At 62.0% G+C, this 16,679-nt stretch carries 12 protein-coding genes; all 12 read right to left on the reverse strand.

All coding sequences use genetic code 11. The features are described 5' to 3' along the window. Nucleotides 1-55 precede the first annotated feature (55 nt). The 12 genes from AC3ITM_RS12345 to AC3ITM_RS12400 all read right to left on the reverse strand — a co-directional run bounded on the left by AC3ITM_RS12345 (nt 56) and on the right by AC3ITM_RS12400 (nt 16,567). A complete protein-coding gene (locus AC3ITM_RS12345) occupies nt 56-1,387 on the reverse strand; it encodes a S41 family peptidase (RefSeq protein WP_489265346.1) in 1,332 nt (443 codons plus the stop codon). A gap of 426 nt (nt 1,388-1,813) precedes the next feature. Then, nucleotides 1,814-2,077: a hypothetical protein gene (locus AC3ITM_RS12350; RefSeq protein ID WP_489265347.1), complete on the reverse strand. Its 264-nt coding sequence runs from the start codon at nt 2,075-2,077 to the stop codon at nt 1,814-1,816. 53 nt (nt 2,078-2,130) lie between these two features. Then, on the reverse strand, nt 2,131-4,794 hold the full coding sequence (locus tag AC3ITM_RS12355) for a hypothetical protein (protein WP_489265349.1): 2,664 nt from the start codon (nt 4,792-4,794) through the stop codon (nt 2,131-2,133). A 308-nt stretch (nt 4,795-5,102) separates the two neighbouring features. Further along, complete coding sequence (locus AC3ITM_RS12360; RefSeq protein WP_489265350.1) at nt 5,103-5,432, reverse strand: hypothetical protein; 330 nt, start codon at nt 5,430-5,432, stop codon at nt 5,103-5,105. 125 nt (nt 5,433-5,557) lie between these two features. After that, on the reverse strand, nt 5,558-6,124 hold the full coding sequence (locus AC3ITM_RS12365; protein ID WP_489265351.1) for a TetR/AcrR family transcriptional regulator: 567 nt from the start codon (nt 6,122-6,124) through the stop codon (nt 5,558-5,560). A gap of 15 nt (nt 6,125-6,139) precedes the next feature. Continuing rightward, nucleotides 6,140-7,420, reverse strand: coding sequence for a beta-ketoacyl-ACP synthase II (fabF, locus tag AC3ITM_RS12370; RefSeq protein ID WP_489265353.1), 1,281 nt, complete (start codon nt 7,418-7,420; stop codon nt 6,140-6,142). Next, a complete protein-coding gene (locus tag AC3ITM_RS12375; RefSeq protein WP_489265354.1) occupies nt 7,420-10,488 on the reverse strand; it encodes an efflux RND transporter permease subunit in 3,069 nt (1,022 codons plus the stop codon). Before AC3ITM_RS12375 ends, fabF begins: the two co-directional genes overlap by 1 nt. Next, a complete protein-coding gene (locus AC3ITM_RS12380) occupies nt 10,485-11,603 on the reverse strand; it encodes an efflux RND transporter periplasmic adaptor subunit (RefSeq protein ID WP_489265356.1) in 1,119 nt (372 codons plus the stop codon). The genes AC3ITM_RS12375 and AC3ITM_RS12380 overlap by 4 nt, the downstream gene beginning before the upstream one ends. An 82-nt stretch (nt 11,604-11,685) precedes the next feature. After that, a complete protein-coding gene (locus AC3ITM_RS12385) occupies nt 11,686-12,303 on the reverse strand; it encodes a TetR/AcrR family transcriptional regulator (protein WP_489265358.1) in 618 nt (205 codons plus the stop codon). 446 nt (nt 12,304-12,749) lie between these two features. Further along, a complete protein-coding gene (locus AC3ITM_RS12390; RefSeq protein ID WP_489265359.1) occupies nt 12,750-13,607 on the reverse strand; it encodes a hypothetical protein in 858 nt (285 codons plus the stop codon). Further along, entirely contained in the window at nt 13,607-15,307 is a 1,701-nt protein-coding gene (locus tag AC3ITM_RS12395) for a P-loop NTPase family protein (protein WP_489265361.1), read from the reverse strand. The genes AC3ITM_RS12390 and AC3ITM_RS12395 overlap by 1 nt, the downstream gene beginning before the upstream one ends. An 18-nt stretch (nt 15,308-15,325) precedes the next feature. Beyond that, nucleotides 15,326-16,567 (reverse strand): N-6 DNA methylase, encoded by a 1,242-nt coding sequence (locus AC3ITM_RS12400; RefSeq protein ID WP_489265362.1) that lies wholly within the window; start codon nt 16,565-16,567, stop codon nt 15,326-15,328. Between the last annotated feature and the right edge of the window lie 112 nt (nt 16,568-16,679).

Here is a 16,679-nt window from a genome sequence, read left to right on the forward strand (position 1 = left end):
AATGACGCATTTCCGCTCTCGGCCAGGAGCGAAATACTCCGCATAGGCCGCAATATCAAGGCGATGAGCGCAGCCACACTGCCGCTGCGTCGATCGCATCCTGATCGGTGGAAACAAGACTCTCGGGCGTTATGCCTTGCAGATAGGCCGCTCCCGAACGATCGAGCATCACCGCCGTCGTCAACCGAAGCGCACCACCGTCGGGAAGCGCATAGGCGCGGTTGGAGGTGGCAAGCCCAGCGGTCGGCTGCCCGAAGAATCGGGTTCCAGGGCGGGCCCTGAAGGCTACGGCCACCGCCTCTCCCGAGCTTGCGGTCTTCGGGCCCACGAGGACGGCCACGCGACTGCGGGAAAGGTCGACTCCACAGGTCCGGGAGCCCCGTGCACGCCAAGGTGTCGCCACGCCCTTGCGATCACGGATTGCACCAATATCGCCATCACCCAACAGTGAATGCAGCCCGCGGAGCATTGGCCACATATTGCCGCCGGTGTTCTGACGAAGATCGATGATCCAGCCCCTGGATGATGTCGGCGCCAGTCTTGCCACCTGCTCACAAAGTTGGGTGGCAAACGCTTCGCCGGCGCCTGCATCGGTTCCGCGCAGGCCCGGCACCAGTACATAACCGATGTCCTGCATCTGCCTGGCCTCGATAGGCCTCGTTGCAACGGCGGTCTGGCGGTACGCCAAGGCTTCCCTGGGAGCTTGAAGGAAGCTGTGGCGATCTGCCAGCGCATCCAGAACCTCCCCTATCCGGCCGTAGGCCTCCTGTGCGGGCAGTTCCTTGAGCTCGGGCGTCAGCAGCGCCTCCTGCCTGTTTGCCCAGTCCACGCTGCCTGCGTTCAGCGCATTGGCACGAATGGTGGAAAGGGCGTACTCGACCATGTCATAGGCAGATACCGCGCCCGAAGCCGCAGGCTCCGCGGTCAGCACCAGGTGCTCGACATCCACGCGGCCGGCACTGCTCAATGTCACGCCAAGCTTGAGCGTGGTCGTTCCGGAAGGAATGTAGAGCTGCACTTCCCTGGCTTGTGGACCCGCGCCGGCATGCACCGGCGCGCCAGCCGAGTTCGCAAAAGCCAACCGTCCTTGGGCGCCGTCCGCTCGGACCCAGAGCGCGGCGGTGCCTGCGCCATCCTTGACCAGGACCGTGCCGGCCAGGCGCACTTCCCGCCCCTGGAAGGGACCGGCATCCAGTGAGGTGATAGCGCCTGCAAACTTTTCTGTGCCGGTCGATTCGGCGGACAAGGTGAGTGCCGCACCACCTGTCTTCAGAATATCGCCCGAACCGGCGGTGATCGAACTGGCGCTGGTGCCATTCCAGACGGTGTCCGCCGACGCGCCACCGCTGGAGAGCGCCAGAAATAGAAATACCGCTGTACGGTACATGGTCAACATCCTTGTTCGCCTTGAACCGGCATCCTAGTTCAAGCCTATTGCACTCGCCAAGTGGCGTGCGGGCGCTTGGTGCGCCGCAATCGCGGCGACGGCCTGAAGACCCATACCTTGGCGACCTGGCGCCCGATAGGTTCGTTCCGGGGTTACTCGATTCCGGACTAACATTGGAACCGGATCCGGTCAGCAGCGGTCCTCTCGTTCAAGCCTCCCGGATTAGGCTGCCTATAGGTACGTCATCCATTTCCACCTCTGAAAGGTAGACGATCAACTTGTACCCAATCGGCCGGAAATGGTCCAGGGCGAAGCGAGCCGGTGTCGGGAATTCGGAGCCAAGGCGCATGCGTCCGAGACTGGGTTTGATTCATTGCCAGCTTTTCGCCCAAGCAATCTGGGCATGTGCGGAAGCCTGGCGGCTACTCAACGAACGCTGCCCATTGCCACCACGAACGCCAGCAACGCCACGCCATAGCCGGCGAGCAGCGCCACGCTGATCACCCGTTGCCGTATGTCGACGAGTAAAGCCGAAATAACTGCACACACCACGGACGCCAACGCTCCCGCGATGAATAGCTGTCCCGCCGCAAACATCCTTGTACCGGCTGCGGAAGTGAACAGCAGCCACGCAGAGAGCGTGGCGCACAGCAATGACATCGCCGCCAATACACGCCAAGCCGTCTTCATCCAATCTGCTCCAGAGGGAGTGCCCGGCTGCACAGCGCAGCCGGGCAAGTGGCTTACTGAACGCGCACCGACACACCCGAGAACGCAGCCTCACCGCTAACTATGAAGTACACCGCGTTACCCGCCAAGCCCGTAAAGCGGATCGTCTCGCTATTGCCTTGGCGCGTGGAGAACACATCGTAGGACTCGCGTGAGGCCGGCCGGCCATCGGCACCGAACAGCGACATATCGCCTGTACCGCCGTAGCTGATCACGCTAAGCGACGTCTTTCCAGCTGGCAGTGGTACACGGAAGGCAATGACATCACCCGCCGCCCCGCTCAAGCCACCCACAATTTCACCCGGTGCGATGCTGCGAATGGCGACACCGTTGGAGGAAACCTGAGTGGAGACGCTGTTGTAGTCGCGTTCGTTACCCACGCGCGTGGCCGTGACGACTGCCTCGGCGGTCTCCAGCAGGACTGACTCATCGGGTATGGCGTATGTTACGAGAACCTGCGCTGTCTGGCCTGACCCAACGTCCATCTGCGCTGGCTCTACCTGCGCGCCGAAGCCGTTGTCGACCACCGCAGTGAGCTGGAAGCGCCCTGCCGCGCCGCTGTTGGTGACCTCGTACGGAACCGCCACTGCATGCCCCGCCGCGCCCTCCACAGGAATCTGCTCGCTGCGACGGACCGCCAAGGTGCGTGCCGACCACACCGCCGGATGCACGCGCATGAAGGCTCTCCCTTGGTCATCCACGCCACGGGCACGGATCCGGAAGGGGGTGCCGGATACCGGCACGGATCCAATATAGTTGTCCGCATCTTCCATCGGTGTTTGCTTCGACATCGGTACGGGGAACAGCGCATTGCCTGCCAGATCGATGCCTTCGAAGGTCACGCCGGTGACCGGGCCAAACAGCGAAGCCGATGCCAGCGCATCCTCCCCGACGAGTGGGAATCCACCCCGCGGGAACAAACCACCGTGGATATCTGCATTCACCTCCACGAATTCAAACAGGGGGAACTGGACAGCGCCGATGCCGCCAGCGGTCAACGCATACGGACCATTTCCGGAAATAGCCACCGACCACATCCCTGGTGCCGGTGCGGTGATGCGGGCAGTGTAGTTGCCGTTGAAGTTCCTGATCGCCACGCCGGGGCCGGATGTTACGGCCGCACCCTGGGGGTCAGTGAGCACCACACTGTGGTTGGCCGGAACATCGTTCGGTGGTACCGACAGTGCAATGGTCAGTTCGCGCATGCCGGTCTCCACCGGCAGGCTGTGACGGTCAACGCTTCCACTGGCCAGCACCTTGCTGACGTTGAGGACTTCGCCACGCCCATATCCCATTGCGGGAATGATGGCATCGGCGAGCTGCGCAATCTGCGTGGGCTGCACCCGCATCACTTGGCCACCGGTGTCGCTGGCCAGCTGGATGTAGCCGGGATCGGTCGGGGAGCAGCTGCCAGTCAGTGCGAAGTTGATCTTGAGCCCCTTCGACTTGGCCAAGGCAGTCAGCGCATTGAGCTTGTCGCGATCCTTGGATGTGGCATCAGTGAACACCCATATATCCGCGCCAAACGATGCCGCATTGGCGGCGGTCAGGATGCCGGAGTTGGTAAGTTCCGGGCAGTCGGTGCCACCACCATGCAGTGAGATTCCGTTGATGTGGGATAGGAACATCTGCGGATCAACGGTGATGATCGCAGCGTCTACGTCTGGATCGCCGTAGCTGACCAGGATGTAGTTCTCTGGCGCCAGTTCCGAGCTCTGCGACGCTGCATTGACCATCTGCCCAACAAGGTCCTTTGCACCGGCTATGCTGGCGGACATGCTGGTGGTGTGGTCAATGACTGCAACGAAAGACGAGCGCACGTTGAACAACTGTCGCAGCGCATCGTAGTCATTCTCCAGCTCGTCGACGATGCCCTGCACGAACTCGCGGGTTGCTTCGGCGGCGAGTGCACGCGCAGCGCCGTGCCGTGGATTCTGCGCGACCCCTTCTGATGCGGCGTCGTGCGCACTCAGATCCTTGTTGATGCCCATGCAGGTGGGGCGATAGTTGCCGTGAAAGCACTTGTTGGCCGGAAGTTGCTGGACATCACAACCGAACGTCTCCCGCGAACCAATTCCAACGAAGTACGACGTGCTCAACGCGCCACCTGCGGTAGGCGCAACGACGTTGGGATTGGAGGGACAAGGCGCCACAGATGTGGGAACGCGGGGAATCACCGATACGCCAAGCCGGCGATCGATGTCGGTGTTTCCCAACTCCACCCATGTGCCATGGGAGTAATAGTCCTGGATGGTATGGAGAGCCTTTCCCAAGTCTTCCCGGATCACCCGGGAGCCCGGCCGTGCGCCGCTGGGTATCGCACCAGTGGTTCGTGCGGTCTGGATGATGCGCCGACGGAGCTCAATGATGCGCTCGCTGGCGGCAGACACATCCTCATTGGTGAAGTGGCGCTCTGGGCTGAACAAGGCAGCCGAGCCATCAATGATGTCATCAACCTTGCGATTCTCGTTGGCGATGTGCTGCAGCGCCAGATCGTCCCACTGGAATACCAGTCCAGCGCCTGCCTGGCCCTGTATTTCAGCCAACTCCGTCTTGGTTATGTCAGCATGCACGCTGACCGAGAATGCCTGGGCACTGCCACTTGCCTGCAGGAAACCCAAGCCCAGCGCCATACTGAGGGCGGCCGCTCCCGGCCGCGATATACTTGATCGCTTCATTGCGCTTTCCTTGTAAGTAAGCGGCTTCCAATTCTTCCTTTGCATTGGCCGCGTCAATGCTTCCACAGTATTGCACTGGTTGGAACGCTCCAGGTTCCTTGCGGTGGTTCTGTGAATAGAGTCACACTACGCTGAATCGCCCCGGTTTTTAGACCGTCGTCAGCCGCTACGGTCGTCCGCTCCTGGCCGGAAACGGACACATGGCGCGGACGACAGCCTTATCGAGATGCACGCGTCTACTTGCGGCCACAAGGAATCATTCTTTGGCCCTGGCCAAACAGCTATGCGGCCGCAGTTTCAAGCACCCATCAGCAGCTATCCTGCTTCATCGCAATTCCAAACGCATAGGATTCGAGTGGGAAGTCCTCGCCGGGCGAATAGAACAGAACGCCGCCCTTCTCTTTGAAACCTTGAAGCAAATCAAGCGCCAACGAGGAGGCAAGGCAAAGGGCATGAAGCGAGCTGGCCCCATGGGCGTCATGGAGCTTCTTATAAAGTGGCAATACTGCCACCGGACAAGCCCACTCCATGGGATCATCCGCGACCTGATATGGCGTGCCAATCTGGATGTTGATCATGAACGCATCCTCATCGGGGCGCTGCCCCCAGATCACTTCATTGGCAATAACCGAGTTCATCTTCGCCGTGTCTCATGACGCCAGGCCTTCCCAAGCGTCTTCCGTCTTTTGAATGTTGCCATGGCGGACCGATGGTCCGCTATCGGCCAGAACCGGACACGGCCCATCGCGATACGCAAGCGCACTTACCCGGGCTTTCGGTAGGCGGCGAGGAAGAGCCTGACGATCGCCCCCACGCCGCGCGGCGGGTCAACCCGGTCCAGCAGCGTCAGAAAGACTTCGGCATGCAGGCCGGCATCGGGCGAACCCGACGCTGCGAATGCCGCCTCCAGCTGCGTCCGTTGGCGATCAAACCGGCGCTCCCATCCCGCCATGATGTGCGCGGGAACCGCTTCGCCCCGGTGGACCGCACGGGACAGGGCCCGGTAGGCGTCACTGCGGGTGACCTGCTCCAGGCCTTGGGCCATCGACCACAGCAGATCGTGCAGACCGGCGGTATCTGACCCGATCGCGCCCACCGCGCGTTCGACGCTTGCCAGCCAACGCTGCAGGACCGCTGCGGCCAGCAGCTGCTTGCTGCGGAAGTGCGCGTAGAGGGTGACCTTGGTGGCCTCGCACTCCGCTGCAATCCGTCCCATGCTGCAGGTGTCCACGCCGTGCCGGGCGAACGCACGCGACGCGGCTGCCAGTATCTGCTCGCGACGCTCGGTGCGGATGCGGTCCCAACGCTGCGCCTGGGGTTCAAGGGCCATCGACGCCGGCTCCGGCTAGGGCCAGCGCTTGAACAGCACGCTGGCATTGACCCCGCCGAAACCGAAGCCATTGGACAACGCATGTTCGATCGCAGCGGGCATCGCATGCGGCCCGGCAATGCTCAAGCCTTCGGCCAGCGCGTCAGGCACGGCCAGGTTCAGCGTGGGCGGCACGATCTGGTCGCGCAGCGCGAGCACGGTGAACGCCGCTTCGATGCCGCCGGCCGCACCCAGCAGGTGCCCGGTACTGCCCTTGGTGGAAGTGATGTGCAGCCCGTGGGCGGCGCCGAACAGGGCGCGGATCGCGGCCAGCTCGGCGCGGTCGCCGACCTGGGTCGAGGTGGCATGCGCGTTGAGGTGCTGCACCTGCGCCGGATCGATGCCCGCCTGCCCCAGCGCCTGGGCCATCGCCCGCCGCGCGCCCGAACCGTCTTCGGGCCCGGCGGTGAGGTGGTAGGCGTCGGCGCTGGTGCCATAGCCGACCAGTTCGGCCAGCGGCGTGGCGCCGCGGGCCAGCGCGTGCTGCAGCGATTCGATCACCAGCAGCCCGGCGCCCTCGGCCATGACGAAGCCGTCGCGGCCCTGGTCGAACGGTCGCGACGCGGCCTGCGGGTTGTCGTTGTAGCCGGTGGACAGTGCCTTGGCGGCCGCGAATGCGCCCAGCGACACGCGATGCAGCGCTGCCTCGGTGCCACCGCAGACGGCGATATCGGCCTCACCGGCGCGTATCATCCGCGCCGCATCGCCGATGGCCTGCACGCCTGCCGCGCACGCGGTGACCGGCGCGCCGAGCGGGCCCTGGAAGCCGTTGCGGATCGATACATGGCCGGCAGCCATGTTGCCCAGGAACGACGGCGCAGTGAACGGCGACAGCCGGCGCGGCCCCCGCAGCCGGGTGGTTTCCACCGCCTCGGCAATCGCGCCGAAGCCGCCGATACCCGAGGCGATCACGGTTGCGGTCCGGTTGCGTTCGGCCTCGGTCGCCGGCATCCACCCGGCCTGGGCCAGCGCTTCCTCGGCCGCGATGATCGCGAACTCGATGAAGCGGTCCATCTTGCGCAGGTCCTTGTCGCTGATGCTGGCCCGGCGGTTGTAGCCGGTCAACGGGTCTTCGTCCACGCCACGCACCCGGCCGCCGATGGCCACGCCCACGCCTTCGCAAAGCTCGGCCGGCAGCGCGGTGATGCCCGAAGCGCCGGCCAACAGCTTCGACCATACCGCGTCGGTGCCGGCGCCCAGCGGCGAAACGATGCCGATGCCGGTCACCACGATCCGTACATTGTTGGCGGTTGGCATCACTTCGCTCCCTGCGCCACGTCGGCGCGGATCTTGAACCAGATGGAATACATCGCCGGCAGGAACACCAGGGTCAGCACCGTGCCGGCGATCGTGCCGCCGATGAGGGTGTAGGCCAGCGTGCCCCAGAACACCGAATGGGTGAGCGGAATGAAGGCCAGCACGGCCGCCAGCGCGGTGAGGATCACCGGCCGCGCCCGCTGCACGGTGGCTTCCACCAGCGCCTGGCGCGGGCCCATGCCTTCGTGCTCGTTATGGTGGATCTGCCCGATCAGGATCAGCGTATTGCGCATCAGGATGCCCGAGAGCGCGATCAGCCCGACCAGCGCATTGATGCCGAACGGCTGCTGGAACAGCAGCAGGGTCGGCACCACGCCGATCAGGCCCAGCGGGCTGGTCAGGAACACCATGACCATCGCCGACATCGAGCGCACCTGCAGCACGATGATCAGCAGGGTCACCGCCAGCATGATCGGGAACAGCGGCAGCATCGCCGCCATCGCCTTGCCGGACTCTTCGATCGCACCGGCTTCGGTGATGCTGTAGCCCTTGGGCAGCGTTGCACGCAACGGCGCCAGGGCCGCCGTCATCGCCGCCGACACATCCGGTGGCTGCAGGCCTTCGGCAATGTCGCCGCGCACGGTGATCGTCGGCACCCGGTCGCGGCGGCGCATCACCGGCTCTTCCATGCGCACCTCCACCGTGCCGATCTGCGACAGCGGAATGCGCTGGCCAGCGGCGCCGGTCAGGGTGAAATCCTGCACCCTGGCCGGGTCCAGCCGGGTGCTGCCGGAGGAGCGCGCAAGCACCTGCACCGTGCGGATGTCCTCGCGTACGGTGGTCACCGGCACGCCGTTCAACAGGAACTGCAGCTGCTGGGCCGCGCTGCTGGAGCTCAGGCCTACCGCCTGCAGGCGGTCCTGGTCCAGGCTGAAGTGCAGCGCGGGCGTGCGTACGCCCCAGTCGCGGTTGACCGTGCGCATCATCGGGCTGGCCTGCAGTTGTGCTTCCACCGCGTCGGCGACAGTGCGCAGCACCGCCGGGTCCGGGCCGCTCACGCGGTAGGCCACCGGGAACGGCGAATACGGACCGAACACCAGCTGGCTCACCCGCACCCGCGCTTCCGGCGCCAGCCCGGCGGCCACCGCTTCGCGCAGCCGGTGCTTGAGCGCTTCGCGCTGCTCCTGGCTGTCGGTGCGGATGACGATCTTGGCGAACGCCGGGTCGGGCAGCTCCGGCGACATCGCCAGGAAGAAGCGCGGCGCGCCCTGGCCGATATAGGCCGTGACGATGCGCGCTTCCTTCTGCCTGGCAAGCCAGGCTTCCACCTTCGCCGTGGCCGCGCTGGTCTGGGCAATCGCGGTGCCGTAGGGCATCTGCACTTCCACCAGCACTTCGGGGCGGTCGGAGATCGGGAAGAACTGCTTCTTCACCGCGCCCATGCCGGCAATGGCCAGCGCGAACAGCACCACCACCGCACCGGCCACCAGCCACTTGCGCTCGATGACCCGGCCCAGCAGGCGGCGGAAGCGGTTGTAGCGCGGGGTGTCGTACAGCGCCTGATGGCCGCCTTCCACCGGGGTGAGCTGCGGCAGCAGCTTCACGCCCAGGTACGGCGTGAACACCACCGCCACCACCCACGAGGCGATCAGCGCGATGCCGACGATCCAGAACATGTTGCTGGTGTACTCACCGGCGGTGGAACGCGCGAAGCCGTTGGGCATGAACCCCACGGCGGTCACCAGCGTGCCCGACAGCATCGGCGCGGCGGTATGGCTCCATGCATAGGCCGACGCGGCCACGCGGCTGAAGCCCTCTTCCATCTTCACCACCATCATCTCGATGGCGATGATGGCATCGTCCACCAGCAGGCCCAGCGCCAGGATCAGCGAGCCCAGGGTAATGCGATCGAAGTTCTTGCCGGTGGCGGCCATCACCAGGAACACCGCCGCCAGGGTCAGCGGCACCGCGGCGGCCACCACCACCCCCACCCGCCAGCCCATGCTGACAAAGCACACCAGCATCACCACCACCAGCGCCACGAAGAACTTCACCATGAACTCGTTGACCGAGGAGCTGATGTTGTCCGACTGGTCCGTCACCTTGCCCAGCGACATGCCCAGCGGCAGTTCGGCATTGATCTGCGCCACTTCGCCGTCCAGCGCCTTGCCCAGGTCCAGGCCGTTCCAGCCATCGCGCATCACCACGCCCAGCAGCAGCGCAGGCTCGCCACCGTTGCGGATGAGGAAGCCGGCCGGGTCCTCGTAGCCGCGCTTCACCGTCGCGATGTCGGCCAGCTTGAGGGTCTTGCCGGCGGAAACGATCGGCGTGTTGCGGATCTTGTCCAGCTCGTCCAGCGCGCCATCCAGGCGCACAAACACTGTCGGGCCGTGGGTTTCCACCGAACCGGCGGGGGTCAGCGCGTTCTGCCCGTTGAGCGCGGCGAACACCTCCTGCGGGCTGATGCCCAGGGTGGCCAGGCGCTCGTGCGAGAACTCCACGAAGATGCGCTCGGGCTGCTCGCCGATGATGTTGACCTTCTTCACCCCCGGCACGTGCAGCATGCGCTGGCGCAGCACTTCGGCATCACGGACCAGCACGCGCTGCGGCTCGCCCCTGGCCTTGAGCGCGAACAAGGCGAAGGTGACGTCGGCATATTCATCGTTGACCATCGGCCCGATCACGCCGGCCGGCAGGTTGGCCGCTTCGTCCTGCAGTTTCTTGCGCGCCTGGTAGAACTCTTCCTGCACCTGCGCCGGCGGCGTGCTGTCGAGCAGGCTCAGCGTGGTGAACGCCAGGCCGGGGCGGGTGAAGGTCTCGCTGCGGTCGTACCAGCGCAGCTCCTGCAGCCGCTTCTCCAGTTTTTCGGCCACCTGGTCCTGCATCTGCTGGGCAGTGGCGCCCGGCCAGGCGGTCACCACCGTCATTACCTTCACCGTGAACGCCGGATCCTCGGCGCGGCCAAGCTTGAAGAACGCGACGATGCCGGCCAGCGACACCAGCAGGATCAGGAACACCGTGATGGAGCGTTCGCGCACGGCCAGCGCGGAGAGATTGAAACCGCTCACGGTGCCGGCGCTCCGGCAGGTGCCGCGGCAGTGCGCTCAAGCACGCGTACCGCCTGGCCTTCGCGCAGCAGGTGCGCGCCCAGTGCGGCCACGCGGTCGCCATCCTTCAGGTTGCCGCTTACATACGCACTGTCATCGGAGATGCGCAGTACCTGCACCGGCCGCCAGCTTGCCTTGGCCGGCTGGCCGTCGATCCGCCATACGCCGGTGCCCTTGCCGCCATCGTTGAGCCCGGCCAGCGGTACCCGCACGCCGTTGCCCACCGCCGCAGTACCCGGCGTAGGCAGTTCCAGCATCACCGTGGCGCCCAGCGGCGCCGGCTCTCCCTGCGTGTCCAGCACGTAGCGTGCTTCGAAGGTGCGCGAGAGCGGATCGGCCGCGCTGGACAACATCCGCAGACGCGCCGCAATGGGCGGACCGGCGTGGCCGAAGATGCTGGCCGTGGCGGCCGAACCCAGCGCCGGGCGCAGGGTTTCCGGCAGCTGCACCACTGCCTCGCGGGGGCCGGAACGCGCCAGCCGCACCACCACCTGGCCGGCGCCCACCACCTGCCCCGGCTCGGCCAGGGTCTGCGACACCACGCCATCGGCGTCGGCCAGCAGCAGCGCATAGCCACTGGCGTTGGCCGCCACCGTTGCCTGTGCCCTGGCCGCGCGCAGCTCCGCCTGCGCGGTCTCCGCCGCAGCCTTGATCTGGTCATAGGCCGAGCGTGACACCACTTGGCTGGTGGCCAGCGTGCGGTAGCGCAGTTCGTCCTGCGCGGCCTGGGTGGCGCGTGCCTGGGCGGCGGCCACCGCCTGCCGCTGCGCGCTTGCGGCCAGTTCCAGATCGGCCGGGTCCATGCGCATCAAGGGCTGGCCACGCGTCACCGGCTGGCCGGCATCCACCAGCCGCGCCAGCACCTTGCCGGATACCCGGAAGCCCAGGTCGCTCTGCACCCGGGCCTGCACGGTACCGGTGAAGGCACGGGTCTGGCCGGTACCGGCACGCACCGCCTCCACCCTCACCAGTGGCGGCTGGGTGCGCGGATCGGCCGGCGGGGTGCCGCCACAGGCGGCCAGCGCCAGGGCAAGGACGGAAAGGGACAGAAAGCCTGAAGAACGATGCCGCAGCATGGGAGCACCCGGGAAGGGACTGGTCAGGCCGGCATTGTTGTTCCTAGTGACTAATCATGTCAATAGTCACTAAACTCTCTGGTCAGGGTGACAGGCTCCTCAGGATCAGGCTGGACAGCTGCACCGGCGCATCCTCGCTGTATTGCAGGCTCTGCCGCAGCAGCAGCGGGTTCAGGTAGGGGCGCATCACCAGGTAGATGGCCTGCGCGGCTTCGTCCAGCGGCGTCTTGCGCTCGAAGTCGCCCGCCAGCCGGCCCCGCTCCAGGATCTTCTGCAGCTGCCCGCGCACGCGGGCCTCGTAGGCCACGGCGGTGGGCCAGCCTTCGGAGGCGGCCGCCACGGCGATTTCGTACAGCTTGCGGTCCTGGTTGAACAAGGCCACGCTGGCTTCCACGGCCACGCGGAACATGCGCCGCAACTGTTCCGGCGCGCTGTCGGTGCTGGCGATGGCCGCCTCGATCTGCAGCTCGATCCCACGCAGGCAGGTATGGCAGATCGCCTCGCCGATCGACTGCTTGGAGGCGAAGAACTTGTAGATGTAGGCCTTGGAAAAGCCGATCGCCCGGGCCAGGTCCGACACGGTGGTCTTCTCGTACCCGTAGTGGCTGAAATGCTCGGTCGCGGCGGCAACGATCTGGTCACGAACCTCATGGTCCCCAGGGCCCCGCGCGGCGGGCTGAATGTCGGTTTCGGTGTTCATGCGGCTACTGTAGCGCCGCCCGGGAAAGCGGGCAAATAGTGACCGTTTAGAATACTAGTCACACAAATAGGGACGTAGCCAGGCGCGGCTGCAGGGATCAAGCCCCGCCCGATCCGGTTTCCCGATCAGCGAGCCGGTGAGGCGAGTCGGGCTACCGGTCCGGACTCTCTTTTGACTCCATGCATGGGGCGAACCCAACTGCCTAACCGTGCCGTGACGCCGACCTGCCGCGTTCCGGCAATGGTCAATCGCGACCGAACGGACGGCAGTGCTATCCCTGCTGACGCAAGAAGCCCAGCTTGATGTTTCGTGTGGATTTCTCTGGCTCTCGATAGCGGCATGCAATCCACAAAGTGAAGAAAAATCGCTTGCGCTGCGGTCGACAGGGCCACTAGGGCGCCGTTAGGGCGCCGTAAAAAGCACGCTCGCACCACTCTCTCTTGGAGTCACTGGTTCCTAGGCTGCCTACGCGGATTTCGAAAGGCTTCTCGCTCTCGCACGAACTGCAAATATGCACTTTTTGGCGCAGGAGAGCGCTGCAGGCTCTCCTTATCTTGAAACAAGGAATAGTACTTAATAAACCTAGACCTATCAGAAGTATAAACTCCAGTAAGGTAGCCATCGGGCAGCCTTGAGATCAACGCATTAAATAAGAACGAATTGAATACTCGCACGAATGCAGTGACAATTGCGATGGCGCTCTGTAGCGACGCATAGTCGAGTGCAAGTGGCTTCTCAAGCAACCCTACGTGTTTGTCAATCCCTAAGTGAACAGCATTGCTCGCACCCAACTTACCAAACCTATGCACTGCGCAATGTCTCAAATGACAGACACGAACATAGCCTCCTACCACCAACTTAAACGCCTCTGGAAAATCACCAGAATATCCCAAAAGGTCCCTACAAGCCCTCTCAATATTATCTTTACTGGTAAAGCTAATCCTCTCCAGAAGAGCTTCGGGCAGTAGATCAGCCTTGAGATGCAGCGCAGCTGCATAAGACACATCTCGTTTCATAGCAGCTTCACGGCATATAGGATCCAAGAATATAGATCGCCTGAATACGGTCCGCAGGTAACTTTCAACAGCTGCAACAGCGCCCAGCAGCACTAGCTGCCCCATGTAGGGATCAAATCTGTCTGGCATAGGCGCAAGCGAATTCAACGAACGAAGACGCTTAGTGAACTCGTCAATTGCGGACCCCCTGAAATTGGCGTAGCCCCGATCAAACAGGGTATGTGTCTCCAGTTCCGGCGAACCAGGCGTAGTAGTAACTTCGATGTTAGAGCGAAATTCTTTAGCCATCAGGACAAGAACTCCCCAACCACCACGGAGACCGCGTCTATGATACCACCGGCCCTTTTCGGCCCGATGTAACTTGCCTTCTGAAGATCCGCGCCAGGACTTTGAGACGAGTACACGTCTCCCACCGTTCTCATTCGCGTCTCCGCAATCAACCTCCCTATCAACGCCGAACTAATTCCGGGCACGTTACTTAGTGGAAGTTGCATGCACTGATCAAACAGAGATGCCGCCACCAACTGCTCTCCACAGTTGTGACAAAAGCGCTGGGATTCACTGATCCGGGCCGCACCACAACGTTGACAAACAGGAGAATCAAGCACTAGGTGAGCGAGTTCATCAGCACTTAGCAACGTTCCGAGTTGTGCCCGAATAGGGTGCTTGCCGGCCGCGCGCTGCATATAAGCAGGTAGATCCCGCGGTGAGGAGCCGCGCCCCTGCCTAAAAACGCCGGCAGCATGAAGGAATGCCAAATGAACAATGTATCGGTCATAGCGCCTGTTACGTCCGTGAGAGACCGGGCTGTTCAGGGGGTAGAGCAATCCAACCTCAACCAAGAAGCGGAGCATCCGCTCCGCCAACGTGGAACGATCCACGTCCTGCTGCAACCCAAGCACGACGTTGCGCTCACTCCAATCATGATCCTGACCGGATGAGATATGCCGAACCGACGCATCAATGAAACTATGGCCAGTTCGGATAACGGATGCAAACTGCCTAAGTTTAATAGCTAGAGAGTCGTATTCAGACCATAAGAGTTCGACATGCCTTTCGGTAATTCTGTTGACACGACTCTGCGCACTCGATGATTGAGCCTCAGAGTACTCTCGAATCATACGAAGATATGCACGGGGGCTACCAAACGCGACATACTTGAAGTGATTTAGCGTCTCTGAGGGAATCCCTGAAACGACATCTGCAAGACGCCGGTCACCAATATCCCCCATGATTGATAAGTACTCGGGATCCTCGACGGACAACCACAATTCCACTTCCTGTGCCTCATGCGAAGCATGGAAGGTAGGACCATACTGTGTCGAACCTGGGTACACCGATGCTTTTGGCGCAATATTTTCTGTTTTAAGCAGACGATACACCTCAAAGAATGCGATCAAGTACTGGTCAGCCAAACTCAAAGCTGCGTCATCAAGCAAAAGAACGACGCGAGAGCGCCGATACTTTTTGCACAAAAGAGAAAAAACATCCACGACAAGCGCCACAGTAAGCAACTTTCCGAAGACATCATATTCGGCCGCGCCTCCGCCGCGTTCAAGTAACGCTACGAACTCTCTAAGGCGCTCTTCATCCAGCAAAGGACTATGGCGCACCATGAAGTCGGAGTCGATTGACGGGTGCTCCGGTAACATGTCGTGAATGAGATCGAAAGCACTTATTAGCAGGCGTGCAACCACCCATGAGTGAAATCGCTTAAGCGCGTCAGGGGACTTCTTCAGCAGTGGCTCAAGACTCAAGTAACGGCTGAAGTTGGCATAAGCTGCAAGAGGCGAGGCTGGATCCCTCATCGCCTGAATGTATGTATAACGCATCAGGTGCGTCTTACCCGTGCCACGGGGACCAACCAGTAGCTTCGCGCCGCGACTCAATAACTTCTTACGAGCAGACCTAAATATCTGTCCATCCGACAGAGTGGATTCGATGTCAGACAATGCAAGCTGATCAGCTCGCTCTTCAAATTCCGTCACTTGTCACCCACCTGATAACTAAAAGCAAAACTTCAGAAGCGCACCCTTCGTCAATTGGGTTGCGCTTACTCCATATGCCTGGTTTCGCAGCCAATGGCGCCCGCTCTCGGACGAGAGCGCGTTAAGCAGGCGTTTGCGATATCGTGCAGGAACCCTGATCCGATACACGCAGTCGGTAAGAACCGCGCCCCCTGAATTTATGCCAATAATCTTGGCATCAAAATTTCTGCCAACTCTGGCAACTAAAATATCCCCGGGACATGCCCGAATCCAGCTGGCTCGTAGCAATTTCGAAGACAAAAATGATGTGGGCAGATCAACCCAAAGGCCCAAACTCTCGACACCTATACCTGTCGTGTGAAGAACATTTATTTCACATGCCCTGGCGACGCTATACTCGACACTACCTCGACTGACCTCCGCAATATGGCCCAGCTCAACCTTTAAAGCAGCCCGGGAGCCACGCGAAGAAATGGAGTTATGATAATCACCATCCATTCGATCAGAAGCTTGTTCGAAGCTAACTGTGCCTTGGGCAACAACACGGCCGCCAACAAAGTTCGCGAGTTCGACATGGCGAGACTCGGGAGCCCTTTTCTGCAGGATCACAATATGAGCGAGCGCATCAGTCCCCTTGAAAGAATAACGAGGGAGCTTAATTACGCGCCGAACTGAATACTTCGTCAACAAGGACTCTCTAAACCACCTATATCTGGCGGCAGACATTAGTGAGTCTGGAAGTATAATTCCCAGCTGCCCCTCGTTAGAAATCACCCTCATGTTTTGCGCGAGAAATATTGCAGGTGCCTCAATGCAGCCAGGAATCACCGGAACGGAATCAAAACCAGCATCATTAAGAATATCAAGATACTCGTCACGCCATTTTGGCAGGATAAACGGAGGGTTACACACGCCCGCATCGACCCTACCGCCAAACTGAGCTCCGCTAGTTTCGCGAAGTCGTTCAGGGAGACGGGCACTGAGCGCACTCATTCTGATGTGTCGATGTCTTCCGCTCTGCGCGAAAGTCCTGTTGAGAGCATCTCTGGACCAACCGTCAACATCAACAGTAATGATATCGCTTTCAGCCCACCGGGCAGCCGCCGCCATTGAGAGCGCCCCCCCACCCGCCCCCAAATCAATAATATGGCGAGGCGCTTCCAAATCAATTTGACTTACCAACAACGCGCCAACGTCTTGAGCGGTGTAATATCGCCCAAGTCTGTCGGAGTTCGATAGCTTTTGGGAACAACTATCCACCCAGGCTCCCGTAAACAATTTGGAATCGAACGGCCATACTTCCGATGCAGAATGCAGTACTGGGTGTCGCATCCGCCCCTTGAGTCATCCGAACCTTGGATCGCGAAGTGAC

The organism is Stenotrophomonas sp. KH_029 (assembly GCF_057839765.1).